Source organism: Fibrobacter sp., from assembly GCA_024399065.1.
Taxonomy (GTDB): domain Bacteria; phylum Fibrobacterota; class Fibrobacteria; order Fibrobacterales; family Fibrobacteraceae; genus Fibrobacter.
The window spans coordinates 1-25,695 of the sequence record JAKSIB010000043.1 but is presented as its reverse complement, the minus strand read 5'-3'; the positions used below and the strand labels follow the sequence as shown (position 1 = coordinate 25,695).

23 protein-coding genes and 1 pseudogene are annotated in these 25,695 nt (G+C 52.1%); 8 read left to right on the top strand and 16 right to left on the bottom strand.

Features of this window, described 5'->3' with window-relative positions:
• Positions 1-533: 533 nt before the first annotated feature.
• A complete protein-coding gene (gene hflX, locus MJZ25_14595; GenBank protein ID MCQ2125404.1) occupies positions 534-1,865 on the bottom strand; it encodes a GTPase HflX in 1,332 nt (443 codons plus the stop codon).
• A 390-nt stretch (positions 1,866-2,255) separates the two neighbouring features.
• Between hflX and MJZ25_14590 the strand changes: the two genes are divergently transcribed.
• From MJZ25_14590 to MJZ25_14580, 3 genes are read left to right on the top strand one after another with little or no spacing between them, the layout of a single operon-like run.
• Positions 2,256-3,335, top strand: coding sequence for an ABC transporter permease subunit (locus tag MJZ25_14590; GenBank protein MCQ2125403.1), 1,080 nt, complete (start codon positions 2,256-2,258; stop codon positions 3,333-3,335).
• Between the two features lie 13 nt (positions 3,336-3,348).
• Positions 3,349-4,206, top strand: coding sequence for a patatin family protein (locus MJZ25_14585; protein ID MCQ2125402.1), 858 nt, complete (start codon positions 3,349-3,351; stop codon positions 4,204-4,206).
• Between the two features lie 17 nt (positions 4,207-4,223).
• Entirely contained in the window at positions 4,224-5,375 is a 1,152-nt protein-coding gene (locus MJZ25_14580) for an ABC transporter ATP-binding protein (protein MCQ2125401.1), read from the top strand.
• Between the two features lie 52 nt (positions 5,376-5,427).
• Here MJZ25_14580 and MJZ25_14575 read toward each other — a convergent pair whose 3' ends face one another.
• Positions 5,428-6,129 carry an NAD-dependent deacylase gene (locus MJZ25_14575; protein ID MCQ2125400.1) on the bottom strand — a complete coding sequence of 234 codons (702 nt, stop codon included), beginning with the start codon at positions 6,127-6,129 and terminating at the stop codon, positions 5,428-5,430.
• On the bottom strand, positions 6,129-7,505 hold the full coding sequence (locus MJZ25_14570; GenBank protein ID MCQ2125399.1) for a M20/M25/M40 family metallo-hydrolase: 1,377 nt from the start codon (positions 7,503-7,505) through the stop codon (positions 6,129-6,131). Before MJZ25_14570 ends, MJZ25_14575 begins: the two co-directional genes overlap by 1 nt.
• Before the next feature lie 82 nt (positions 7,506-7,587).
• Here MJZ25_14570 and MJZ25_14565 point away from each other — a divergent pair, with 82 nt between their 5' ends.
• From MJZ25_14565 to MJZ25_14555, 3 genes are read left to right on the top strand one after another with little or no spacing between them, the layout of a single operon-like run.
• Complete coding sequence (locus MJZ25_14565; GenBank protein ID MCQ2125398.1) at positions 7,588-8,775, top strand: dihydroorotate oxidase; 1,188 nt, start codon at positions 7,588-7,590, stop codon at positions 8,773-8,775.
• A complete protein-coding gene (locus MJZ25_14560) occupies positions 8,775-9,335 on the top strand; it encodes a hypothetical protein (protein MCQ2125397.1) in 561 nt (186 codons plus the stop codon). The genes MJZ25_14565 and MJZ25_14560 overlap by 1 nt, the downstream gene beginning before the upstream one ends.
• A gap of 14 nt (positions 9,336-9,349) precedes the next feature.
• Positions 9,350-10,123 carry a redoxin domain-containing protein gene (locus tag MJZ25_14555; protein ID MCQ2125396.1) on the top strand — a complete coding sequence of 258 codons (774 nt, stop codon included), beginning with the start codon at positions 9,350-9,352 and terminating at the stop codon, positions 10,121-10,123.
• A gap of 104 nt (positions 10,124-10,227) precedes the next feature.
• Here MJZ25_14555 and MJZ25_14550 read toward each other — a convergent pair whose 3' ends face one another.
• Positions 10,228-10,593, bottom strand: a complete 366-nt coding sequence (locus tag MJZ25_14550; protein ID MCQ2125395.1) for a hypothetical protein — start codon at positions 10,591-10,593, stop codon at positions 10,228-10,230.
• A 99-nt stretch (positions 10,594-10,692) separates the two neighbouring features.
• On the opposite strand from MJZ25_14550, the gene MJZ25_14545 reads away from it, so the two are divergent.
• The gene (locus MJZ25_14545; protein MCQ2125394.1) at positions 10,693-11,160 is read left to right on the top strand and encodes a hypothetical protein; all 468 of its coding nucleotides are present in this window, start codon (positions 10,693-10,695) and stop codon (positions 11,158-11,160) included.
• 52 nt (positions 11,161-11,212) lie between these two features.
• Here the strand turns inward: MJZ25_14545 and MJZ25_14540 are convergent, their stop codons facing one another.
• From MJZ25_14540 to hisI, 6 genes and pseudogenes are all read right to left on the bottom strand, one after another.
• Positions 11,213-12,466 carry an SUMF1/EgtB/PvdO family nonheme iron enzyme gene (locus MJZ25_14540; protein ID MCQ2125393.1) on the bottom strand — a complete coding sequence of 418 codons (1,254 nt, stop codon included), beginning with the start codon at positions 12,464-12,466 and terminating at the stop codon, positions 11,213-11,215.
• Positions 12,467-12,493: 27 nt separating this feature from the next.
• A complete protein-coding gene (cdaA, locus tag MJZ25_14535) occupies positions 12,494-13,333 on the bottom strand; it encodes a diadenylate cyclase CdaA (GenBank protein MCQ2125392.1) in 840 nt (279 codons plus the stop codon).
• Positions 13,320-14,210, bottom strand: a complete 891-nt coding sequence (gene folP / locus MJZ25_14530) for a dihydropteroate synthase (protein ID MCQ2125391.1) — start codon at positions 14,208-14,210, stop codon at positions 13,320-13,322. The genes cdaA and folP overlap by 14 nt, the downstream gene beginning before the upstream one ends.
• A gap of 289 nt (positions 14,211-14,499) precedes the next feature.
• Positions 14,500-16,392 (bottom strand): annotated as a pseudogene (gene ftsH / locus MJZ25_14525) (ATP-dependent zinc metalloprotease FtsH).
• Positions 16,393-16,454: 62 nt separating this feature from the next.
• A complete protein-coding gene (tilS, locus tag MJZ25_14520; GenBank protein MCQ2125390.1) occupies positions 16,455-17,486 on the bottom strand; it encodes a tRNA lysidine(34) synthetase TilS in 1,032 nt (343 codons plus the stop codon).
• A 66-nt stretch (positions 17,487-17,552) separates the two neighbouring features.
• The gene (gene hisI / locus MJZ25_14515; protein MCQ2125389.1) at positions 17,553-17,903 is read right to left on the bottom strand and encodes a phosphoribosyl-AMP cyclohydrolase; all 351 of its coding nucleotides are present in this window, start codon (positions 17,901-17,903) and stop codon (positions 17,553-17,555) included.
• A 153-nt stretch (positions 17,904-18,056) separates the two neighbouring features.
• On the opposite strand from hisI, the gene MJZ25_14510 reads away from it, so the two are divergent.
• Positions 18,057-18,614, top strand: a complete 558-nt coding sequence (locus tag MJZ25_14510) for a DUF1353 domain-containing protein (protein ID MCQ2125388.1) — start codon at positions 18,057-18,059, stop codon at positions 18,612-18,614.
• Between the two features lie 148 nt (positions 18,615-18,762).
• Here MJZ25_14510 and MJZ25_14505 read toward each other — a convergent pair whose 3' ends face one another.
• From MJZ25_14505 to guaA, 6 genes are all read right to left on the bottom strand, one after another.
• Entirely contained in the window at positions 18,763-20,067 is a 1,305-nt protein-coding gene (locus MJZ25_14505) for a purine permease (GenBank protein MCQ2125387.1), read from the bottom strand.
• A 35-nt stretch (positions 20,068-20,102) separates the two neighbouring features.
• Positions 20,103-20,723, bottom strand: a complete 621-nt coding sequence (locus MJZ25_14500) for a xanthine phosphoribosyltransferase (protein ID MCQ2125386.1) — start codon at positions 20,721-20,723, stop codon at positions 20,103-20,105.
• Between the two features lie 450 nt (positions 20,724-21,173).
• Entirely contained in the window at positions 21,174-22,148 is a 975-nt protein-coding gene (locus MJZ25_14495) for a hypothetical protein (protein MCQ2125385.1), read from the bottom strand.
• The gene (locus MJZ25_14490; GenBank protein MCQ2125384.1) at positions 22,145-22,924 is read right to left on the bottom strand and encodes a protein-ADP-ribose hydrolase; all 780 of its coding nucleotides are present in this window, start codon (positions 22,922-22,924) and stop codon (positions 22,145-22,147) included. Before MJZ25_14490 ends, MJZ25_14495 begins: the two co-directional genes overlap by 4 nt.
• The gene (locus MJZ25_14485; protein MCQ2125383.1) at positions 22,921-23,529 is read right to left on the bottom strand and encodes a 4Fe-4S binding protein; all 609 of its coding nucleotides are present in this window, start codon (positions 23,527-23,529) and stop codon (positions 22,921-22,923) included. Before MJZ25_14485 ends, MJZ25_14490 begins: the two co-directional genes overlap by 4 nt.
• A 323-nt stretch (positions 23,530-23,852) precedes the next feature.
• Complete coding sequence (guaA, locus tag MJZ25_14480) at positions 23,853-25,676, bottom strand: glutamine-hydrolyzing GMP synthase (GenBank protein ID MCQ2125382.1); 1,824 nt, start codon at positions 25,674-25,676, stop codon at positions 23,853-23,855.
• Between the last annotated feature and the right edge of the window lie 19 nt (positions 25,677-25,695).

The following is a 25,695-nucleotide window of genomic DNA, read 5'->3' as shown; positions in this document are numbered from 1 at the left end:
AATAGTGCTCCGACGGCGAATGAGCGCTTTCCCGTTTGGGGAATAGTGCTCCGACGGCGAATGAGCGCTTTCCCGTTTGGGGAATAGTGCTCCGACAGCGAATGGGGCGTTTTCCCGTTTGGGGAATAGTGCTCCGACGGCGTTTGGGGCACTTTCCCGTTTGAGGAATAGTGCTCCGACGGCGTTTGGGGCACTTTCCCGTTTGAGGAATAGTGCTCCGACAGCGAATGGGGCACTTTCCCGTTTGGGGAATAGTGCTCCGACAGCGAATGGGGCGTTTTCCCGTTTGAGGAATAGTGCTCCGACAGCGTTTGGGGCACTTTCCCGTTTGAGGAATAGTGCTCCGACAGCGTTTGAGCATTTTCCCACTTTTTTTGACAGAACTGTGACATGACTGTGACACTTCTGTGACAAATGGCGGTTGCCTACCGTTTGCAAAAAGAGTGTATATTTATTTCACCAGTTATTGGATATGGCTTGCGGAAAACCCTCTATTAAAAAAAACAAGTTCACCATCAAATGGTTTGTTTTTTTTATGGGGATGTGATGCGGCCTTTGTCTAAATCGGCGGGGTGGGCGGGCCACGGCGATTCCACTTCTTCCTTGATCTGGGCGGCTGCGGCCTCGCGCTTCTTGTGCCAGGCGGCCAGCTGTTCCTTGAAGGCGGTGCGCAGCAGTTCCATGCCGATGTTTTCCTTGGCGCTGACTTGAATGGCCTCGGGATAGTTCTCGCGAAGTTCGTTACGGCGGGCTTCGTCGCAGGTTTCCACCTTGTTGAACACGCGGATTCGCGGCGTCTCGGAACTGATGATTCCTTGCAAAGTCTTGTGGGTCACTTCCAGATGTTCGCGGTAGTCGGGGGCGCTTCCGTCAACCACCTCAAGGATGCAGTCGGCGTGGGCGGCCACACCCAGGGTGCTCTTGAAGGTTTCAATCAGGTTGTGGGGGAGCTTGCGGATAAATCCCACAGTGTCAGACAAAATAATGTTCTCGCCGTCCAGGAACAGTTTACGGGTGGTGCTGTCCAAGGTGGCGAAGAGCTTGTCTTCTACATAAACGTCGGCGCCGGTAAGGCGGTTTGTCAAAGTGGACTTGCCGGCGTTGGTGTAGCCCACGATACCCATGTGGAAAATGTCGTTGCGGTTTTCTGCCTGCTGCTCGCGGGCGTCCTCGATCTTTTCAAGTTTCTTCTTCAGTTCCTGGATTCGCTTACGAATCATTCGACGGTCCGTTTCCAACTGGGTTTCGCCAGGACCCTTAGTGCCGATACCGCCGTTATGCTGACGGCAAAGGTGAGTCCATGCACCTGTGAGGCGGGGCATCATGTACTGCAGCTGGGCCACTTCCACCATGAGGCGGCTTTCGGCAGTGACAGCATGCTTTGCGAAAATATCCAGAATCAAACCGGTGCGGTCCAGCACCTTGATGCCCGGCAGACGCTGCTCCAAATTGCGCACCTGGGAGCCGCTGAGGTCGTCATCGAAAACCACCATCTTGGCGTCAAGTTCCTCAAGAGCCATCTTGATTTCGTGAACCTTGCCTTCGCCGATGAGGGTGGCGGCGTTAAACTGCTGCACGCGTTGCAAGAAACTTTGCACCACTTCGGCGCCAGCGGTTTCTGCCAGGCGGCCAAGTTCCGCCAACTGCTCGGTGGCAAGCCAGGAGCGGATTTTCGGGGTGGCGATGCCCACAAGAATGCAGCGTTCTTTCTGCACCTTGTTTTCCTTGAGGCCTCTTTCCCCGCGAGCTTCGCGCTTTTTGCTTCCGGATTCGTTTGTTTTGAACTCGTCGGCGTGTTCAGCGTCCAATCCGCGGTTGAACTCCGGGTCGTTTCCTCGATTTCGCTGGTTATCTTGTCTGCGCACTAAGCAAATCCTTTATGGTTTTGAGGCTTAATATAGTTTTGTTTTTTTTCTTTTGTAAAAGCGATTTTTGAGTTTTTTGTCACTGAAGTTGAGTTTTTTGTAGTTTGGTGACAAAATTTTTATACAAAGTAACTGATTTTTCCCTAAAAATGGTTTGTATCTAACTCTAAAATGTCACTAATTTGCAAAATTGTTATAAATGGTGACATACTTCACCTGAATTTCTGCCAGTTTAAAGATTAATTACTTCAGATAAATTAAAAATATTGTCACGTATGGCCTCTTTTTTATTATTTGGTGACATCATTTATGAAAAATGACGCCATTTGCTGATTTTTTAATCTCCATATCATCATGCGTGATTAACATTTATTTTTATATTGCCCATAGATGAAACTTCGCCTGACCACAGAAACCAAGAACCGCCTGAAGCGCTTCCGCAAGAATAAACGTGCGTTTTATTCCTTGATCGTTCTTGTGGTGGTCTACCTGCTTTCCCTGACCAGCCCCTGGACGGTGAATGACGAACCTCTGGTCCTGCGTTACCAGGGCAAGACTTATTTCCCCGCATTTGCCCGCTATAGTGAAAAGGACTTCGGGGGCAGTTACGATACGGAGCAGGATTATGCCAAGCTTTTTGCCGACGTCCGTGAATGCGAAGAAGACGCGGCTGACGGTTTCCCCCGTGCAGGCGGTTGCCCCGAGACTTGGGCCATCATGCCTCCTGTGGCTCACGACCCGCTGAAGGCGGACCTGAGCGGTGACGGCGCTCCTCCTTTTGCTCCCAGCAGCGAGCACTGGCTGGGTACCGATGCCAACGGCCGCGATGTGTTGGCTCGCTTGATTCACGGTTTCCGTATTTGCATTTCCTTCAGCTTGCTGCTTACAGTCCTTGGAACTTTCCTAGGCATTGTCATTGGCGGTATCCAGGGTTACCTGGGCAAGTTCTGGGATATGGGCATGCAGCGCTTTATCGAAATCTGGTCTTCGCTGCCTATGCTCTACGTGGTGATCTTGATTGGCAGTATTTATGGCCGTAGCTTCTGGCTTTTGATTTTGATTATGGCCGCCTTCAACTGGATTTCCCTCAGCTACTACATGCGCGGTGAATTTCTGAAGCTCCGCAGCATGACCTATGTGCAGTCTGCAAAGGTTCTGGGCCTGGGGCACCGTCATATTTTCTTCAAGGAAATTCTGCCCAACGCCATGACCCCGGTGGTCACGTTGTTCCCCTTCACCTTGATTGGCGGTATCGGTAGCTTGACTTCTCTGGACTTCCTGGGCTTCGGCCTGCAACCGCCTACACCTAGCTGGGGCGAACTGATGAGCCAGGGCTTGAACAACCTTTATGCACCTTGGATTTCCATTAGCACTGTTCTCGCCCTTTTTGTGACTTTGCTTTTGACCACTTTTGTTGGGGAAGGTGTCCGTGATGCCATGGACCCCAAGTCCGGCGACCGTTACATTTAGGCTTGGAGGATACATGAGCGAAATTAAGACTGGCTTGATTCTAGAAGGTGGTGCGATGCGCGGCCTTTTCACCTGCGGCATTCTTGATGTGATGATGGAGCAGGGAATCGAAGTGGATGGCGCTGTTGGCGTTTCTGCCGGTGCCTGCTTCGGATGCAACATGAAGTCTCGCCAGCCTGGTCGTGCCCTCCGTTACAACCTTCGTTTTGCCAAGGACAAGCGTTACTGCAGTTTCAGTAACTTGATCAAGACTGGCGACCTGTACGATGCCGATTTCTGCTACAAGCAGATTCCCCGCGTGTTGGATCCCTTCGATTACGATGCTTTGGTGAAGAACCCCATGGAATTCCACATGGTGGCAACCAACGCCGAAACGGGCGAGGCCGCTTACTTCAAGATGAACGACGGTTTGGGCGACGATCTGGAATGGATGCGCGCATCAGCCTCCATGCCTTTGGCTGCAAGACTGGTGGACATTCAGGGTCACAAGTACATGGACGGCGGTATCGCAGATTCCATTCCGCTTCAGTATTTTGAATCCATCGGCTTCAATCGCAATATCGTGATTCTTACGCAGCCCCGCAGCTACGAAAAGAAGAAAAACCAGCTGGTGCCTATTATGCGCCTGGTGTACCGCAAGTACCCGAAGTTGGTGGATGCGGTGGCTAATCGTCACATCATGTATAATGAAGAAACCCGCTATGTCTTCGAGCAGGAAAAGCAGGGCAACGTGATGGTGTTGTGTCCTGACGAGTCCCTCGGTATTGGCCGCACGGAAAATGACGTGGTGAAGTTGCTGCGCGTGTATGACCAAGGTCGCGAATTGGCAATGAAGCGTCTTGATGAAATCAAGGCTTTCCTGAAGAAATAGGTTTGAACGTGTCCGAAATGAATTCTGAAAAGTGCGTTGCAGATCGTGCAGTACCCAGCGGAACCGAAACCCCGGTTCTTGCAGTTCGCGATTTGTCTGTTGCCTTTGGCAACGGCCAGAAGAATGCTACGCCTGTTCAGGTGACGGACCGTGTTTCCTTCGAAATTTATCCTGGCGAATTCTTTGCGCTGGTGGGCGAGTCCGGTTGCGGTAAGAGCGTGACCGCCATGAGCATTTTGCGATTGTTGCCCCAGCCTTCCGCAAAAATCGTCAGCGGTTCCGTGGAATTTATTTACTCCGACAAGACCATCGACTTGTCCACTCTTGCTCTCAAGGATTTGCAGAATATTCGCGGTTCCGAAATCGCCTGCATTTTCCAGGAGCCTATGCAAGCTCTGAACCCGGTGCTGACCATCAAGAAACAGTTGATGGAAGTTTTCAAGTTCAGCGCGAAAAAGGAGATCCTCCCCCTACGGGGACCAGCCACACTAAGAAACAAGTTTCTAAGTGTGTTGCAGCCGGGTCATCCCCGTCAAGCGAGGACAAGCGCCCGGGATGACAGCCAGAGTGAAATTGCTGAAATCCGCCGCATGCTGAACCTTGCTGGCTTCACCGACCCGGATCGTGTTCTGAATTCTTACCCCCATGAACTTTCTGGTGGTATGCTGCAGCGTATCTGCATTGTGATGGCTCTGCTGCCTAAGCCTAAGCTGATTATTGCCGATGAACCTACCACGGCTCTGGACGTAACTGTGCAGGCCCAGGTTCTTGCGGTTCTTAAGGAAATGGCTGAAAGTACGGGAACGGCAGTTCTTTTGATTACTCATAACATGGGTATCGTTTCCCAGTACGCTAACCGTGTTGCTGTGATGTATGCTGGCCGCATTGTGGAAGTGGGCCCCGTTCGCGAAGTGATTCGTAATCCGCTGCATCCCTACACTCAGGGTCTGCTTGCTGCAATTCCCGAAAGCCACAGCGAAATGCACACGTTGAAATCTATTCCGGGTTCTGTGCCCCACCCCAAGGATTTTGTGACGGGTTGCCGTTTTGCAGACCGTTGCGAAAAGTGTTCCGCCTGCAGCGCCGAAGTTCAGGCCAAGTGCCGTTCCAATGAGCTTCCTCCGGAATTTGTTTCTGGTGAACACAAAGCCCGTTGTTTCTCTCTTTAAAAAAAGAAAAAGCCGCGAAAGTTCGCGGCTGTTTTTATAGGAATAGAATCCGTTACTTGAATTCCTTGCACCACTTGGGCACGATTTCCGTGGCCTTGCCTTGGATGCAAACGTCGGTGTAGGGGTCTCTAGTAGGAACTTCTAAATTCAGGCAGGTGACTTTTGCACCGTAGGAATGAGCGAAACTCTTAAAGCCTGCGGCGGGGTAGACAACGCTACTAGTGCCGATGTACACAAATTCTTCGCACTGCTGCAAAACATCTTGAATCTGGTCCATGTACAAGGGCTGTTCCCCGAAGAAAACGATGTCGGGGCGACTCATGGCACCGCAGAAGGGGCAGCGGGTTTCCATGGTTTCGTCTTCATTGAAGATGAACTTGTGTTCCGGATTCCTTTCGCAGGTAAGGCGCATCAGGTCGCCGTGCATGTGCAAGACCCTACAGCTGCCGGCACGTTCGTGGAGGTTGTCCACGTTCTGGGTGATCAGCAGGAAGTCGTCTTTCAGGCGGTGCTCCAGTTCTGCCAACGCAATATGGGCTGCATTAGGTTCGTGGTCCTTCAGGCCGCCCCTCAAGAAGTTGTAGAAATCCTTCACACGCTTCTTGTCGCGGAAGTAACCCTCGGGCGTACACACGTCGTCAATGCTTTCATGCTCCCACATCCCGTCGTTTCCGCGGAAGGTGCGCAGTCCGGATTCCGCACTGATGCCGGCACCCGTCAAAACAACCAGGCGCTTTTTTGCAAGCTTCATCATTACAGACCGCCAAAGAACAAGGTTTCTGCCAGAATACCCTTTTCAAAGTCGGGCAGGTAAAGGCTTTCGTTTTCGCCGTGGGCGTTGCATTCAGGATCTTCGAGACCAGTCAAGAGAATAGGAATGTCGCCGAAGGTCTTGCGGAAAAGTTCTGCGCCAGGAATGCTTGCGCCGCAGCCAATGAACTTGGTGGGGGATTCGTAGGCTTCACCCATGGACTTGCTCATCAGCTGGAAGAAGGGGTGGGTGGTATCCGTCACGAAGGGATTTGCACCGTCTTCGATATCGAACTTGATTTCCAGACCGTAGGGAACCTGCTTCCTGAGGAAATCCACCAGCAAGTCTGTGCAGTGTTCTGCATCCATGCCCGGAGCAAGGCGGATGCCGATGCGGGCGTAGGCGGAGTCCTGCAGAACGTTGCCTGCGTTCAGGCGGCTGCCCACTTCCATGGCGGTTACCGTAATGGAAGGCCTGCGCCAGTTGGCAAGGAGGATTTCATCTTCGGGGACCAGGAGCTGCACGCTGTCCAGAACGCCGCCGTCGTTACGGAAAATCTTTTCGGTCATGCCCAGACTCTTGTAGGATTCAAGTTCTTCAGCGGTGGGCGGGACCATGGAGTCTTCGAAATTCGGGATGAGGATCTTGCCTGTGCCATCGGTCAGGCTAGCGATCATGCGGCAGAGAACCTGGGCCACGTCGGGAATGGGGCCGGACCAGGAACCGGAATGGAGGGGAGCCTTGGTGGCCTTCAATTCTACAGAAACGGCACTCATGCCACGAAGTGTGGTGGTGATGGAGGGAGTGCCCTTGGCAAAGTTGCCCAGGTCGGCAACAATCACTGCGTCGCACTTCAAAAGTTCTGCATGCTGGGAGAGGATCTGTGCAAAGCCTGCGCTTCCGGATTCTTCTTCGCCTTCGATAATAAACTTCAGGTTAGGACCGTCGTTACCCTTGAGGGCGCGGACCTGTTCAAGGGCTGCCAAATGGGTAATGATGCCTGCCTTGTCGTCGGCAGTGCCTCGGCCGAAAAGACGTTCACCGTTGTCGCCGATAACAGCTTCGAAAGGCTTGGTGTTCCACAAGGCTTCGCGCATAGGCGGTTGCACATCGTGATGGGCGTACAGCAAGATGGTGGGCTTGTCGGGGCTGGTGAGGCTTTCGCCATAGACCGTGGGGCGGCCGCTGGGAGGCATCAGGAACTGCACATTGGAAAGTCCTGCCTCCAGGAACATCTTTTTCACGGCCTCGGCAGATTCCAGAACAAACTTCTGGTCAAAATTGTCAAAACTGATGGAAGGAATACTGACAAGTTTGCTCAGTTTTTCGATGTACTGGGGCATGTTGTCGTGAATGATTTTCTTAAGCTGTTGTTCCATATCCATCTCCAATAATTGTTTACATTAAAATAGCAAACTATTTTCTATTTTATAGGTACAGCCAACCCTTTGAGGATAGACTATGAGTTTTAAATGTGTCAATCACGAATACTACCTTAATTTTGGTGATAGAGTCCTTGCTCTGATTAGAAAGATTTTTCATAACAACCCGGAATTCCGCCACGACTCCCTGAAGCATGTGGCTCATTTCGCACCCTTCATTCCCTTTATGGGCGGTCATCCCGACAAGAAGAAGACCCTGAAGCGTGTGGTGACTTTCCCGGACCATAGCAATTCCCTTTATTTCGGTTGCCCCATTATCCTGGCTGCCGGTGCAAACAAGACCGCCAAGCGCATCTGCGACTATGCCAACATGGGCTTCGGTGGTATTTCCGTAGGTACTGCTACTCGCAACTACCGCGAAGGTAACACCCATCGCCCCCGTATCGGCTTCCTGGAAAACGAACGTGCCATCCACAACAGCATGGGCTTGAATAACGAAGGTGTTGAAGTCATTGCCAAGCGCGTTGACCAGCAGCTGATGAAGGCTCACAAGGTGGGCATGTGCGTCGGTGTTTCCGTTGCAGAAACCCCGGGCCTTACCGACGAAAACGAAAAGCTGAAGGACGTTGTAGAAAGTTTCGCAATTGCCTACAAGGCCGGCGACTATATCGAAATCAACGTGAGCTGCCCCAACACCGGTGAATCCCGCGTGGACATGGACTTGACTCTCACCGAAAAGATTTTCGACGAAATCATGAAGTTCCGCAACTCCCAGACTTTGCGTAAGGCTGTCTACGCCAAGATCAGTCCGGACCTTTCTGAACGTCACCTGGTGAACATCATGGATATGCTGGTCCGTACCGGCGTCAATGGCGTTGTGGTGGGCAATACTTACCCCACCAAGAAAATCAGCGAACTTCCGGTGCAGACCAAGTTCGAAGACTTGACCCCGCTCCGTGCCGATGGTGACTGTGGCGGTATGTCTGGCCGTCCCCTTTATGAAAACATGCTGTGGAACGTGAAGTACATTCGCGAACACTATCCGCAGATGAGCGTCATTGCCTGTGGCGGTATTGACCATGGTTTCAAGATTTACGACTTGATCAAGTTGGGCGTAGATGCCGTGCAGTGCTACTCCGTGGTTGCTTTCCGCTGGATGGCTGCCCACGCCATGCGCAGGGAACTGGAAGCCGCCCTCTTTGAAGAAGGCTACAGAACCTTGGCTGAATACGATGACCGTAACCCGAAGCAGACAAAGGTTGACTAATGCGTAAGATTTTGTTCTTGCTCGCTATGGTGGTTTCCTCCTCCTGGGCAGGCTTCTTCATTGATGAAGGTGCTGCCGCAAAGGCTGAACCAGTCCGTGAACTTCCCACATGGTTCTATGGTGGATCCGTGGACTTGGGATACTACATTCGTTCCATTGATGTGGGCGTGAATGTGGAAGGCGAATACCGTTTGGGCAAGCACAATTCCTTGGCTTTGTCTGCCAACGCCCTTTTTCCGGGCTGTGTCTTTGGTGCCGGCGTCGACTGGCGATTCTTCTTTGGCGGCTCCTTGATGGAACTGACTTACGATGACTATGTCAAGGTAAGTTTTTCCGGAGTCTTTGTGAAGAACTACGACGAACTGAATGTGGCTCCCATGATTTCCGTTGGCTACGGCCGCGACTTTATGCCCCTCCAGAAGGCTAGCTTCCTTGTCCGTCTGGAAATCAGCGTGGGTTACATGTTCGGCGAAGGCATTGTGGAAGACGACGAGGACAAGTTCCTGAATCGCGAAACAAACCTTCTGGCCCATTTCAACATCGGCGTCCTTCTGTTCTAAAATAAGTGCGTTCAATGAAGTGCTTTAAGTTATCCGTATTGCTGGTTGCTCTTGCCACAAGTTTCTCTTGTGCAGTGCCGTGGCTTGGCCTTACCTTTAAGAAGGCTACCTACGAAAATCATTTGTCCCTGGTGGTGAAGGGCGTTCATCCTAATTCCGGTTGCTTCAATGCCGGTATTCAGGCTGAAGACCAGATTATCGGCGTGCAGGGTGCCGCCCTTACTGATATGTCCCAGATCCAGAATGTGGTTTCCAGTGGTAAGGCTGGTCAGAGCATCAAGCTTGAAATTCTTCGTGAAGGCAAGAAGCAGAACTTGAATGTGAAACTGACGGACCGTCCCGACGATATCAGTAGTTTGACGGGTTCCGCCATCGGAAGCAAGATTGCTGAGTTCAAGGCAAACTTCTACCAGAATGGCGAAAAGCGTCAGGCAAAGCCTAAGGCCACCTTGTTGGACTTCTGGGCAACTTGGTGCGGTCCTTGCCGCAAGACCTTGCCCGTACTCGCAAACGTGTACAACAAGTATGCGTCCCAGGGCCTTGAAGTCATCGGCATTTCCAACGAAGATGTAAACACCTTGAACGCCTTCTATTCGAAACAGCATAAGTCTCCGTACCCGCTTTATCGCGACGGCACACAGGACCTTTGGCGTCGTTATGGAATTCGCGCGGTTCCCACGCTCATGCTGTTGGATCAGAATGGTTACATCAAACGCGTCTGGAGCGGCGCTCCCAGCCAGGCACTTGTAGAAAAGCTTGTGCTTGAAGTGATGAACGAAGCTAAGTAAATTTGAAACGCCGCAGGCTTGACCTGCGAACGCTCAATAAAAAAAGCCCGGGTAAAACCCGAGCTTTTTTATTTCCGAGTTTTCCCTCGGATCTCCATAGAAAATTATTCAGCGTCGCTAATGCCGGCTTTCTTCTGGCTAGCGAAAATTGTTTCGTATTCCTGCTTGGAAATTCTCTTGTAACCGGTGGTGATGCCGCCGAATTCGTAGTAGGCGGAGTCGCCCTTGACGCTCATGCAGTAAAGCATGTCCAGAGAATTGGTGCCGCAGATCTTGCCGTCGTTGATGGTTGCGTTCAAGTCGCCATTGACGTTTCTGATGGTGTAGTTTTCACCACCTGCAGGCAGGACTTCAAAAACCATGTTGGATTCACCCAGCCAGCAACCAGCGTAGTTTGCGGAATTGTTTTCGCAAGCGGAGAACATCAGGGAGGAAAGAGCAATAGCAGAAATTGTGAGAATCTTTTTCATGCCCATAAAATAGTTATTTTTCCCCCTGAAAACATGAGGTTTCTTGTAAAACATTTGTATTTATTGGCGACCGTATTGGCCATTTTACTGCTTTTTGGGGTGTATAATCTCATTAAGGCCAATGACCGTCCCATTCCGAAATACGAGCCGAAATACGTAGAAGACACCTGGTCACCCGAGGAATATCTCAAGCAATTGAAGATGCGTCCTTTTAATGAAAGGGAACTGCACCGTTTGCTGGTGCGTCGCACTCGCCAAAAGGAAGGTGTTTACCTGGAAAGTCTGGAACCGGTCATGGATACCGTGGGTATCATCGTGGTCAATGTTTTCCATAACGTAATGGGGGATGACTACGTTCCCGTGATTACCAGCGGAAACGACTATCCTTACCATGCCCGCAATTCAAAGCATTATTTCAACAAGGCCATTGATTTTCGAATAAAGTATATCCCCATTGAAAAACGCCGGATGATTGTCTCCGGCGTCGAGGATAAGCTAAAAGGTATTTGCCGCGTTCTTTGGGAAAAAGGCGACGCGGAACACCTTCACGTAGAACTGCTTGAATAGGGCTTCGAACCTCGAGCCTGGAACCTCGAACCTCGCGCCTGGAACCTCGTGCCTACTTACAGCAGCGGAAGCCCACGGACGGGTACTGGTTCTGGGGATAGAAGCTGAACTTGCTTTCAGTACACTTACTTCCGTTATTGGTATTCCAGGCACCGCCTGCTACCAGGAACATGTTGGGATGATCCTTGCTGGGGGAGGATGTCCATTCCCAGAGGTTTCCGTTCATGTCGTACATGCCCCACCAGCTACGGCACTGGTCCTTACGGCCGCTGCGCTTTGCAGTCTTGGTGTTGGTGTTGCACTTGTTCTGGCGGTAGCTATCGCCGTAGGAATACTTGAAGTTGTCCTTGCCGCGGCATGCTGCCTGCCATTCATCGATGGAGCAGAGGTGCTTGCCTTCCTTGGCGCAGAGGGCCACGGCTTCTTCCTGGGAAACCATGTCCTTCGGATTTTCGTCAGCCTTGTTGGGGTATTCGTAGGCGTCTACGCAAACGGTCTTGCCGCCCACGGGAACGGGGTAGGCGTTCTTGCCGCAAACGTTGTCGCTGGCCATGTCGTACTTGGCTTCTTCCCACGGGGTACGGTTACCGACGGAGTCTTCTGCGAAGTAGAAAACGGAACCGGTCTTGTTGTATTCCATGGCCTTGCCAGCTTCCACAGGATTCATGGTGTCACCGATGGAGAGGTAGGTCTTGCACTTGATTTCGTCGCACTTCACCTTCAGCTTGATGGGGTCGTAGTAGCGGCCTGCCGGCGGGGTGATTTCAGCGACGGGAGGAACCTTGTCGGAATTGCGGATGCTGTCCTGGATGCGCTTCTTTTCGGCTTCCTCGGCGGCAGCCTTTTCTGCGGCGGCGATACTGTCGGCAATAGCCTTGTTGGCTCTGTCGATGGAATCCTTGACGGCGGCAAGGCTGTCGTTCACGTGCTTGACGCTGTCACGAACATGCTTGATGCTGTCTCGGTTGATGCGGGGCTTGGGCGGTTCTACAACCGGTTCCGGCTTCGGAGTGTCAGCAACGATGGTGTCCACGGGAATTGCTGCCAGGGAGTCTGCGATGCGGAGGCTGTCGGCACGCATCTTTTCAATCTGACGGAGGCTATCCAAAGTGTGACGGCGCTGCATTTCCAGGGCGGTTTCCTGTTCCTTGGCCAAGGCTTCCTGCTTGATCTGGTCCAGGTGGCACTGCGCAATGAAAAGGCAAACCAGCAAAAGGAACATCAAGACGAGAATGGCGATGTTCTTCTTTTTACGCTTGTTCTTCTGTGCGTCTTGGTTGTTCTGAGTATTCTGATTGTCGCTCATAAAATTTCTCTTGAAACCCGTTGGACTTTATGCGTTCTTTTCGGCGGAGAGTTCTGCCTTTTCAGTTTCGCGTACGTCGTTGAAAAGTTCGCCCCAGTGGCGGATGATTTCCTGCTTCAGTTCCTGCACGCTGATGTTACGGCGCAGGGTGTTGCGGTAGGCAATGGAAATGTAGCCCGTTTCTTCGGAAACGACGATGACCAGGGCGTCGCATTCGGAGGCCAAGGCCTTTGCTGCGCGGTGGCGCATACCGTAGCCGGCTTCCTTTTCTGCATTACCGGTGGGCATGGGCAAAATACAGCCTGCAGCCACGATACGCTTGCTGTTGACGATCACTGCACCGTCATGCAATGCGGAGTTGGGGAAGAACAAGGCGCGCAAAAGACGAGTGCTGATCTGGGCGTCAAGAATTTCACCAGTGTCGGCGTAGTTCTTAAGACCCACGCGCTTTTCCAGAACGATCAAGGCACCGGTCTTTGTCTTTGCCAGGTCCTGTGCTGCGGCAGAAATTGTCTTGGTGATTTCGTCAAGGCCGCTGGTATGGAAGAACATGCTATGGAAATTCATCTTACTTGCGGCCTGGCCGATTCGGGTCAATGCGCTTCGAATTTCCGGCTGGAACAAGATCACGATGGCGATAATACCCAAGGTTGCCAGGTTACTGATAAGCCATACGATGGTGTGGAGCTCCCACCACTGGGCAATAATCCAGGCGAGGATCAAGAGCATGCCACCAAAAAGCATCTGGGCTGCGCGGGTTCCGCGGAACAGCAGGAAGATGTAGTAGAGAATAATGGAAATAAGCAGAATATCAAGAATATCTGCCATGCGAACATCGATGATATCGAATAACTTAAACAGAACCATTGGTCATGGCCTCCAAGTATAGCATGGATTCGTGAGCTTCCTTAACGTCGTGGACTCTAATGCAGCTGGCTCCACCCAGGGCGGCAACAATGCCTGCGGTAACGGTGGGAATCAGTCGGTCGCTGTTTTCGAGACCCTTCATTTTTCCGATATAGGACTTGCGGGAGCTGCCGATAAGAACGGGGTAGCCTTCATCCAAAAAGTCTTCTACGGACTTCATCAAGTCGATATTGTCCTGGGCGGTCTTGCCGAAGCAGATGCCCGGGTCAAGACAAATTCTTTGGGGGTCCACCTTCAGGGCCAGAAGCTTGAGGACCTGGTCCATCAGTTCGTCGTGGACTTCCTTCACCACGTTTTCGTAGGGCTTGAAGTCCTGCTGCATGGTGCCGAAGTTTCCGCGGATGTGGTTCAGCACAACGGAGGCGCCGGTGTCTGCAACGGCCTGGACCATGTCGGGGTCCATGGTGAGTGCGCTGATGTCGTTGATGATGTGTGCGCCGCGCTTCATGGACTCGCGGGCCACCTTGGCCTTGACGGTGTCGATGGAAATGTAGAACTTGCGGCCGGAAGTCTTGGCGTAGTCTACCAGGCGTTCCACCAGGGGGCAGACTCGGCGGATTTCTTCATCTACGGGAACGGGGGTGCTTCCGGGGCGGCTGCTTTCGCCACCGATGTCCAGAATGATTGCGCCTTCGTCCAGGAGCTTGAGGGAGTGTTCAAATGCTGCGTCCAGAGTGTTGTGCTGGCCGCCGTCGAAGAAACTGTCCGGAGTCACGTTCACAATGCCCATGATCAGCGGCGTTGGCTGACAGGAAAGCAGCTCGTTGCCGACTTTCCAGGGGAGTGCGCGGGATTTGGACAGCAGTTCGTTAAGCATGTTAGGCCTTCGGTTCTTCTTTTGCTTCTGCAGCGGTTTTGGTTGCGACGGTTTCAGTTGCAGTGGACGCGTCGGCGGAGGAAGATGCGTCGGCGGTTTTGTTACCTTCGGCAGGGGCGGGCTTCACTTCGGTAACCGGTGCGTCGGTTGCAGGTGCAACGGGCGGCTGCTTGCCCGGGTCCGGCGGCGGGGTATTTTCCTTCTTGCGCTTTTCGGCAAGTTCTTCCATGGCCTTGTACTGGCGGCTCTTCTTGGTACCTTCCAGTTTTTCGCCGGCCATGACCTTGTCGATTTCTTCGCGGTCCAGGACCTCGAATTCAAAGAGAGCCTCTGCCAAGGTCTTCAGCTGTTCGCGGTTCTCTTCCAGAAGGTCCTTGGCGCGCTTGTCCAGGTTCTTGATGAGGCTGTTTACCGCGTTATCAATCTTCTGGGCCATCATTTCGGACATTTCCTTGGGCTTGCTGATCTCGCGGCCCAGGAATACTTCGCCATCGGTGCGGCTGTAGCAGACCGGTCCGATTTCTTCGTCGAAGCCCCATTCCGTAACCATCTTGCGGGCAAGTTCCGTGGCGCGCATAATGTCGTTACTTGCGCCAGTGCTCTGGTGATTGAAGAAGATCAATTCAGCCAGGCGGCCGGACATCATGATCATGATGCGTTCTTCGGCGTATTCGCGGCTGTAGCTCACCTGGTCACGTTCCGGCAGGCTCATGGTAACGCCAAGGGCGCGGCCGCGGGGGATAATGGTAATCTTGTGGAGCGGGTCGCTGTTCTTGCAAAGCAAGGTCATGAGGGCGTGGCCAGCTTCGTGGTAGGCGGTGTGGCGCTTTTCCTCGTCGGTCATGAGTAAGGTACGGCGTTCTGCACCCATGGAGAGCTTGTCGCGGGCTTCCTCGAAGTCCAGCATGGTCACCTTCTTGTTGTTGAAGCGGGCGGCCATCAAGGCGGCTTCGTTCACCAGGTTCTCCAGGTCGGCGCCGGCAAGGCCCGGGGTACCCTTTGCAACGGCCTTTACATCCACGTCGTCGGCCAGAGGGACCTTGCGCTTCTTCAAGTGTACGCGGAGGATTTCTTCACGGCCCTTCAGGTCGGGGAGGCCCACCACGATCTGGCGGTCGAAACGACCCGGACGGAGCAATGCCTTGTCCAAAACGTCAGGACGGTTGGTGGCTGCAATAAGGATCACGCCTTCGTTGGCGGTAAAGCCGTCCATTTCCACCAGCAACTGGTTCAAAGTCTGTTCGCGTTCGTCGTGACCGCCACCGAGGCCTGCGCCACGCTGGCGACCTACGGCGTCGATTTCGTCGATGAACAAAATACAGGGAGCGTTCTTCTTGCCGGTTTCGAACAAGTCACGGACGCGGCTTGCGCCCACACCCACGAACATTTCCACGAAGTCGGAACCGCTCATGCTAAAGAAGGGAACGCCAGCTTCGCCTGCAACAGCACGTGCCAGCAAAGTCTTACCGGTACCCGGAGGGCCGACCAGCAAGGCGCCCTTGGGAATACGGCCGCCCAGGGCGTCGTACTTCTTGGGGTCCTTCAGGAATTCCACAAGTTCCTGCAGGTCCTGCTTGGCTTCGTCGCAGCCTGCCACATCCTTGAACAAGGTCTTTTTCTTCTGGTCCAGCTGCTTGGCCTGGCTCTTGCCGAAGGCGAAGGGACCCTTGCTGCCACCACCCATCTGGCGGTTCATCATGAAATAGAAGAATACAATCAGGAGGATTGCCGGCATGAAGGCGATGAGAGAATCGATCCAGGTGCTGGATTCGTGAATCACCTTGACCTTGACGCCCTTGAACATTTCCCAGGCGGTAATCTGTTCGTTGCTCACTTCCAGCATGTGGCTGGTGAAACGCTTGGTTCCCGGCTTGGCGCTGTCGTCGGCGCGGGTGAACCTGGCCAGAACGCTCTGGTTCTTCTTGGCTTCGGCCTGTTCTTCGGCGGTCATTTCGCGGGCACCCTCGATAATCACGCCATCGGGGGTCTTGTGCAGTGAAAGTTCGGTAATGACCTTGGTGGAGTCACCCATCATTGCCAAGAATTCGGTGCGGGTAATGTTGGATTCGCCTTCGCGGTCTGCCAGGGGGAACATGACAAAAAGCAAAAGGATCATCACGATGAGGATGATAAAATTCTTGTTCTTGTACGGAGGGGTTGGTTTGCCCTTAAGTTGACTCATATCGTCCTTTTTATTGTTCAAAAATCAATACTTTAATCAATACACCGACAAGATACAAATTCTTAAATGTCGATGGCGGTCCTTTTATCGTAAATCCTGATAATATGGCGGTTTTTCACGATGAAACGTGTGCGGTAGGAGAGATTTCGGATCTCGCTTACGAATCCCTTGCCCTTGAAGCAACCTATGGGAAAGCGGAACCCCTGCCTGTCCAGCCACAGGCGGAAAATTTCGTCCACGCCCCCCTTCAGGGAAACCTTGGCCTTTTTGGTATCCAGGGTAAGTCCGTTTTCCTTGGAAACAACCATGGGGGAGAATAGTTTGTCTGCGACGGCCATGACTTTTTCGTAGGCGGGTGTGGCCTTCTGGGCGATTCTGCACAGCCCCGCGCATGCTCCCGGGATTTCCCTCTCCAAATTGGGAAGGGCCTGGTGCCTGATCTGGTTTCTGGCGAACTTTGTATCGGAATTGCTTTCGTCTTCACGCCAGTTTATATCGTTATCCTTGGCGTACTTTGTCAATTCTTCACGGGAAATGTTCAGGAAGGGGCGGAAAATCCATGGCGAACCATCGCGCCCCTCGCGGACAGCCTGGATTCCTCGCAGGCCAGCGAGGGTGACGCCCCGACGCATCCTCAAGTAGATCGTTTCCGCCTGGTCACCCCCATGATGCGCCGTTACGATGACTGTTTGCATGTCATTGCGAGGCTGAAAGCCGTGGCAATCCAAGTAATTCTTATCCTGCAGTTCAAAAACAATAGATTTCAGTGCCTGGTACCTTGCTTCGCGAGCATTATTCTCCAGCGAACCTTCTGCAGCCTTCAGTGCCGTCCCATCCAGCTTTTTCAAGAAAAAGGGAACGCAGTGCATTTCCGCAAACTCTCGGACAAGTTCTGCGTCCAAATCGGCGGAGCCTTCACGGAGCCCGTGATGCACATGGGCGATCCCCAGCCATTCAATACCCAGGGAATCCTTGTTGCAAATAAAATAGTGGGCAAGGCACATGGAGTCCAACCCACCGGAAACCGCCAGCAGCAAGTTCTTCCAGCCATTCCGCTGGATAGTCTCCTTGATGTCGGCTAGCGAAATATTCATTGTTCTTGAAAATACCCCTGAAGCCTCGCGCCTCGAACCTCGTGCCTCGCGCCTCGCGCCTCGAACCTATTTCTCGCACTTCTTAAAGAAGCAGCTGCGGGCACCTGTGTGGCAGGCAACCTGGGGACCCTGCATGCGGACCTTGAAAAGGAGGGCGTCGCTATCGCAGTCGGTAGCCCATTCCACCACGGTCATTACGTTGCCGCTGGTGTCGCCCTTGTGCCAGTATTCCTTGCGGCTACGGCTCCAGAAGACCATTTCGCCACATTCCTGGGTGCGGCGGAGTGCTTCTTCGTTCATCCAGGCCATCATGAGAACGTCGCCCTTGTCGGCATCCTGTACAATAGCGGGGGCCAGCATCACGCCGTCCACTTCTACTTCGAACTTAACTTCCTTCATGATATCTTCGAACTTCATAAGAGCCTTCCTTGTTTTACGGCTCCAAATATAAAAAATTAAAAACCTTTGTCCTTGAGCCCCGCGTCTCGAACAAGTTTTATTATAATTTCCTTACTTTTTAGAAGTAACCCGAAAAACAAGGTTGTTTTTTGGAAAAAAGAGGAGAACAACATGAGTATTTGGAGTGCCTTGGCCAAGATTTTTGGCGCAAAGGATGCCAAGAGAAATTCCATCAAGGTAAAGTCTGTTCATATTGACTTTCCGTTTGAATTGGAAGCAATTGGTGGAATCTACACATTTAAGCTTGATCGAAAGGTGGATATTATCGGCACTCGTCGATTCCCTTCCGAAAACAAGGAACGTGAGTTCATTTTGCACGTGACCTTCAAGAGAGGCTTCAAGACCGACGGCGCTTCTGCTCCTGATATATTTACTTGTCTTGTTCCTCATTTCCAGGAAAAGAACGACCTCTACAATTCAGCACCCTTCGTTCACGACGGCCTCTATGTGTGGGGCGGTAAGGTGACCGGTCTCGACAAGAAACTGAGCCGTGAAGAATGTGATGACTTCCTTCGTGAAATTTGGGGCATTGCCGGTATGAGCCGCCCCATCAGAGGTATTGCCGATAAGGGTATCGAGTTTGTTGCTGGTTCCAAGGACCATTGGGGCGAACAGTCCGACACTTTGGATTGCAAATACCAGTTTGTCACCAAGTGGGAATACCGCTAATCTTTAAACCGGCCTAACGGTTTGCAAATCAATATTTTACAAAGAGGAAACACAATTTTGGCAAAATGATTGTTATATTATGGTTCCTCCTAACCCCCAATGACAGGTGCTGACTTCGGTTAGCACCTGTTTTTTTGTTCTAGAGGGGTTATTTTTCCTCTTTTTCCTTGGGGAGCACCAGGTTCAGGATTACTGCCAGCACAAAGACCACGGCCACGCAGTTTTCGGCGAAGACGGTCTGGATGATCTGGGGGAATACCTTGAACATCTGGGAGGCGGAAGTGAAGCCCAGGCCTACGCTGAGGGAAAGGCTCACGATAATCATGTTACGCTGGCTGAAACCTGCCTTGGCAAGCATTCCGAAACCGGCGAACAGGATGGAACCGAACATCATGATGGTGCAACCGCCCAGAACCGCCTGCGGAATGGTGGTGAGGAGGGTGCCTACGGGCGGGAAAATGCCGCCCAGCAGCATAATGATTGCGCCTGTGGCGATGGTAAAGCGGTTCACGACACCGGAAAGGGAGGCCAGGCCTACGTTCTGGCTGAAGGAAGTAATCGGGGTGCAGCCGAAGATGCCGGAAAGGGTGCTGACGAAACCGTCGCAGGAGATGGCTCGGCCCAGTTCATCCTTATGGACCTGGCGCTTCAATGCTCCGCTGACGAGGGCGCTGGTATCGCCCACAGTTTCCGTCGCAGAAACCAGGAAGATGGCCACTACAGAAAGGATGGCGCCCAAGTGGAATTCCGGAGTGAAGGGGAGAATCTTGGGGAGGGCGATAATGCTGCAGTTGGAAAGGCCGGAAAAGTCCACCATGCCCATGCAGAGGGAAACGATGTAGCCTACCACAAGGCCCACCAGCACGGAAAGGGAACGGAGGAAGCCCTTGGCGAAAACCTGGGTCAGGAGGCAGGCCAGAAGGGTGATGGTGCCTACGATCCAGTTGTGGGAAGCACCGAAGTCTGCTGCACCCTGACCGCCGGCAAATGAATTTGCTCCGATGGGGAGCAACGAGAAGCCGATGGCGGTCACCACGGTGGCAGCCACAATATGGGGAACAAGCTTCAGCCAGTATTTTGCGAAGAGTCCCAGCAAACCTTCTACGATACCGCCGATAATCACAGCGCCCATGAGGGTGCCCATGCCCTGGGTGGTACCGATGTAGATGGAGGTGGAGAGGAAGGTGAAGCTAATGCCCATGACGATGGGGAGGCGGGCGCCGATCCTCCAGACGGGGAAGAGCTGGATCATGGTGCCGATGCCCGCGATGATCATGCAGTTCTGGATGAGGCTTGCGGTAAGGCCCTTGTCGATGCCCACCACGCCTGCGAGAATGATGATGGGGGTGATGTTACTGACGAACATGGCCAGCACATGCTGCAGACCGAAGGGAACAGCCTGTAGAACAGGAACACGACCGTCCAACTGGTAGATATTTTCAGAAGCTTTCATACTTTCCTCATGCCTTTTAACGTCGCACCTGGAGCCTATCCTAGTTTCAGATTGGTGTCGGTCAGCGGCTGTTCCGGCTGTTCCCTGAACCTGATGGTCTGGGTCTCCCAATCCATGGAGTCCACGATAGCGATGGATTCCACGCGGTAGCCTTCGGAACGGAGCGTTGCGCCGCCCTTCTGCTGGCCCTTCTCGATGGCGATGCCGAGGCCCGCCACGGTGCCGCCCGCCTGGTGTACCAAGTCGATAAGGGCGTGGGCTGCAGCGCCATCCGCCAGGAAGTCGTCCACAATCAGGACCTTGTCGGTAGCCTTCATGTAGGGCTTTGAAATGAACACGTTGTTCATCTTCTTGTGGGTGAAGGAGTATGCCTGTGCCACGTACTTGTCATCGGTGCTGTTGGCGGTCTGGCTCTTCTTGGCGAAGACCACGGGCACGTCGTAGAGGTGACCCAGCAAAGTGGCGATGGCAATGCCGCTAGCTTCAATAGTAAGAATCTTGTTGATTTCCACGTCACGATAGCGACGCTGGAATTCGTATGCCATCTGACGCATAATGTCCACGTCAATCTGGTGGTTCAAAAAACTGTCGACTTTAAGGATGTTGCCTTCCTTAATGACCCCGTCTCGGAGGATTTTTTCTTCTAGAAAATTCATGTACGGAAATGTAGGAAAAATTTGAAACGATCAAAAAAGAGGTGTGGAGACACGAATCCGCTGTCCAGCAGATTTCCCCAGATTTTGTCCCCTGTGACATGAACTTTGTCCTCGTGACTTTTCGAAATCTTGCCTAGGCTGGGGCAGCACTGCGACATACTTGCATAGCATTTGCAATCTTAGGCATCATACTTGCTTGACGTTCACAGAACTTGTTAAACTTTTGAAAAATGGCGAAATTGCAACAAAAACGCCAAATCCGTACTCAGACTTGGCTAAAAATGAAAAAGTTGTGGACCTATTTGATCCTGCGGCTTTGCTCAGCATTGCTATGTATATTAGGGCGTGCCACATATTTTTGTTTGTGTGTTTTTAGGCTTAGATGAAGGTCTTTTATTCACTTTATGCATATCCGCGAAGGATTTCCAAAAGCAGTAGGCAAATGGATGTTTATAGTAGGAAGGCCGTTAATACTGGGAAACGTGACTTTACACTGAAGGAAATATCTTCAATGCTTTTTTTCATATCTGCATTGATTCCGACAGCCCTTGTTCCGAAGCTTTCGGGTATCACAGTCTCATTCAAATTCAGCCGTACCAGGGAAATCCGTTCATGTTCCCGCATCAGCTTTTCAAACGGAAAACGGATGATTGTCGGGGTATTGAATCCGACGCCTAATTCCAGCAGGCAGATATTTTTGCCGGAGTCGATGGCTTCGGACAGGAACTCTCCAAAACGCTTTTCTGCTTCATACCATTCCTCATCCTGCACAAAATACTGGTCGATACGCAAATTCATGTTCATGCATCCGCCGCAGACCGGACATTTCGGCACCAGCTTAGACGGGACCAGGCAATCTTTTCGCTCTGCGTCCATCTGCTTGAAGAGATCGACCGAGTTGTATCTTTTCTGATGGCAGCCCCTCGCGCACTGGATATGAAAATAATCGCCCTGTGTACAGAAAATCTTATCTGTAGGCAGACCGGCTTTCTCAAACTGGCCGTCTGCATTGGTGGAGAGACAGAAGATTTTCTTGCCGTCCAGAAGAGACAGCAGTGTTTTGTGCAGCGGTGTATGATCTGCTTCAATTCCGGCCTTCATGCACTGTTTTGACCAGTATCCCCAGTAGGCTTCCTCTGTGGGATAAGGGTAGAATCCGGCACTGTACATATCCTGCATATATGGTCCAGTACCATATTTTGCTCGGAAATCAGAAAAAACTTCCTTAAACCATTCACCGCCGTAGATTGCACCAGCGGCAGCGCTCATTCCTGCTCCTGCACCGATTAGCACATAGTCGGCTTCCCGAATCATCTTCGCCGCCCGACGGATCTGCTCCTCATAAGGTATCTTCTGGAGGATGTAGTCTCTTGCGGGAACGCCGCTTAAAAAGCCTTCAAATGTGATCCTTTTCTTACCAATCATGATAGAAGCCCCTTATAGATTTCCAAATCAGTATCCTTAAATACATTGAAAATGACCTTGATCTGACTTCCGGTAGTCTGCTTATGCTCCTTTACAGTCTGAACCGCAATTTCCGCTGCCCGTCTGTTCGGGAACATGAATACACCGGTGGAAATACAGCAGAAGGCGATGCTTTCCACGTTATTTTCATCTGCGATTTTCAAACAGGATTCGTAGCAGGAACGAAGCTGTTCTTCGTGGTGATGTGTCAGCATTCCCTGCACGATCGGGCCTACCGTATGAATTACATAGTCACAGGGAAGATTGAAGCTTGGGGTGATTTTTGCCTGACCAGTCGGCTCCTCATAGCCCTGTTTTTCCATCAGCTCCGCGCAGAAATTGCGAAGCTGAATTCCGGCATAAGTATGAATGCAATTATCAATGCAGTTGTGGCAGGGCTGGTAGCAGCCAGTCATGCCACTGTTGGCTGCGTTGACGATGGCGCCGACCTTGAGCCGTGTAATATCTCCCTGCCAGAGGAACAGATCGGGCTGCAGCTCATCCATATCCGATAGTGCTATAAATCCCTTTTCGGCATTTGCTTCTTGCAGGTATTCATCCTGAACAGCAGAAAATTCCTCCGTAATCGGTGCAGCAAAACGAACATTCATGAGAGAGCGCAGAAGCTGCCTCTGTTCATTCGCATCTTTCGGAATCTGCATTTTTGCATATCTTCTGTTTTCTTTCAGCAAAGCACTGATCAGGTACCTTCTGCGTTCAGACTGGTTCATGTTCATCCAACCTTCTTTATCGTCTGTTTCGGGCATATTTCTGCACAACGACCACAGTGCAAACAGTGATTCTGATTGATCACAACAGGAGTATTGGAAATATCAATACACTTCTGCGGACATACGGAATAGCACAGCTTACATCCGATACAATCTTTTCCTACCAAATATCCACTCTGCTGCATAACAGGGCTTCCGATTTGAACGGAGTCACGCACAATATGAGATGGGTCACTTATATCAAAGTATTCTCCCTGTGCTTCATAGATGCGAAAGACTTCCAGTGCAGTTCTTGTTTCGCCTGGATAAATTTTCTGCATATAGGTGTTCTTATCAAAAATCTCGTTCAGCTTTTCGCTTCCAATATTTTCAATCTTTCCACGCAGAGAAATTGCTTTTTTGTCTTTTGTTGCCGATAATGCCACGTAGAGCTGTTCCATCAGCTGGTCATAGAAAGCTTTCCCCTTTGCGGTGAGAAAATATACGCCGGCTTTATCCCATAGCATCATGTCGATGATACGGGTTTGCGGATGACCATCTGCTCCGATCGTCGCAATCGTTGTGGAATGAAAATCTTCTACCAGCATTTTAAGATATTCATTATTATTCATGACAAGGACACTCCCTTCAGTACAGGGCTAAGGTGTTTATAGACTATCATTGTGAAGATGCCAATAACAAGCCCTTTCAGCAGATTGAATGGGAAGGCATTGCAAATGAACCCCCAAAACCACTTGGTACGAAGAATGAAGCTCATTCGGAGTTCTGTTATCAAAATGTTATCAGAAGAGATTTTCAAATTCAGAAAACCCAGTGTTTTCAAGGTTTTCCGGGCTTTTCGCTATCACTCCCATTGCGCTTTCGCCTTCGGCTCAAGCGCTGGTCGTGCGGCTCGGTCATAGAAACAAGCGAGCTTGTTTCTGCGACACTCGGCTTACTCCCACTCAATGGTTCCGGGGGGCTTGTGGGTGACGTCGTACCACAGGGAGCCGGCGCCTTCTGCTTCGAACTTGCGCCAGAGGCCTGCAAGCATGCCCTGGTCGATTTCGGCGAAGTTTGCGGTCATGGCTTCGGTGGAGTTCACCGGGCGCATCACGATGCAGGGCTTGCCTGCGGTGCGCAGCGGAACGGATACCACGGGCATCTGCCAGATTTCTTCGTACAGTTTGTTTTCCTGCAGGAAGGTGGTGCAGATGTCGTCGAACTTACGCAGTGTATCGAAGTTTTCGCGAGTAGCGTACTGTTCCACAAGCTTCGGGTCTTCATCTGCCACGGTACCGATCTGGTAGATCACGCGGTTGATTGCCTTGAAGCGGTTAGCCAGTTCGGTGGAGAACTTTTCGCAGTCCTTCCAGCTGAGGCCGGCGGTAGTCAAAAGGAACGGCTGTGCGTAAGTACGGCCATCGCCCTGAACGCCGACGCTCTTGATGGGGAGCATGCGGCCAGAAATGTTGTTTGCCTTCAGGTAGTCGGCGAGGCTGCCGCCCTGAGTGTCCTTCACGTCGTCGAATGCGACCATGTCGTCCTTCAGGACGCCATCGCTGCAAAGCAGACGGACGCCCAGACCCGGACCCGGGAACGGATGACGCCAGACGAGATTGTGGGGAATGCCCAGTTCTTCGCCCAGGGCGCGGACTTCGTCCTTGTAAAGGTCTGCCAGGGGTTCAAGTACAAGGCCCTTTTCCATCAGGTCCAGAACTTCCTGGACGCGGTTGTGGTGGGTCTTGATCTTGTCGGCGTTCTTGGTGCCACCGGATTCAATGGTGTCGGGGTAGATAGTGCCCTGAGCCATCATCCACTGGTTGGGGTCAAGATTCAGCTTGGCCATTTCTTCGTCCTTCACGACGAGGAATTCCTTACCGATGATGCCGCGCTTGGTTTCCGGCGCAGTCACGCCAGCCAATTTAGCCAGGAAGTGTTCGCTGGCGTCGCGGATCTGAAGGTTGTTCATGCCTTCGGCCTTGAGGAAGTCCATGATCTTTTGGGATTCGCCCAGACGCATCATGCCGTTATCCACATGGAGGCCCAGAACCTTTTCGGGGCCCAGCACGCGGTTCAGGAGAACGAATGCCACGGTGGAGTCCACACCGCCGGAAACCAGCAGGAACACCTTGCGGTCCTTCACCTGTTCCTGGATGCGGGCGGTAATGAGGGGCAGGTAGCTATGCATGTTCCAGGTCTTTTCAGCGCCGGTAATGTCGATGAAGTTTTCGAGAAGCTTCATGCCGAACTTACTGTGGGTGACTTCGGGGTGGAACTGGATGCCGTAGATCTTGCGTTCGTCGAAAGCCACGGCTGCAATTTCGCAGTCCTTGGTGCTTGCAACAATGCGGTAGCCTTCGGGCAGCTTGGTCACCTGGTCGCCATGGCTCATCCACATGGGGGAGGCCTTGGGCAGGTCCTTCAAAATCGGGCACTTTTCGTCGCCAACGATCAGGTCGGCGATACCGTATTCCTTCACCTTGCCCGGTTCAACGTGACCACCCAGCTGCTGGGCGATAAGCTGATGACCGTAGCAGATACCCAGCTTGGGCACCGGCAGGTTCAAGATTTCGGGATTGTATTCCGGAGCGTCGGCAGCATAAACGCTGGAGGGGCCACCGGAATAGATGATTCCCTTGACGCCTTCCAGTTCGGAAACGTCGCAGTTGGGGGAATGAATTTCGGTGAAAACGCCGAGGCGGCGGACACGGTTTGCGATCAGGTGGGCGTACTGTCCACCAAAGTCCAAAACGGCAATAGTATCTACGTTTTTCATACAGCGGTAAAGATAGAAA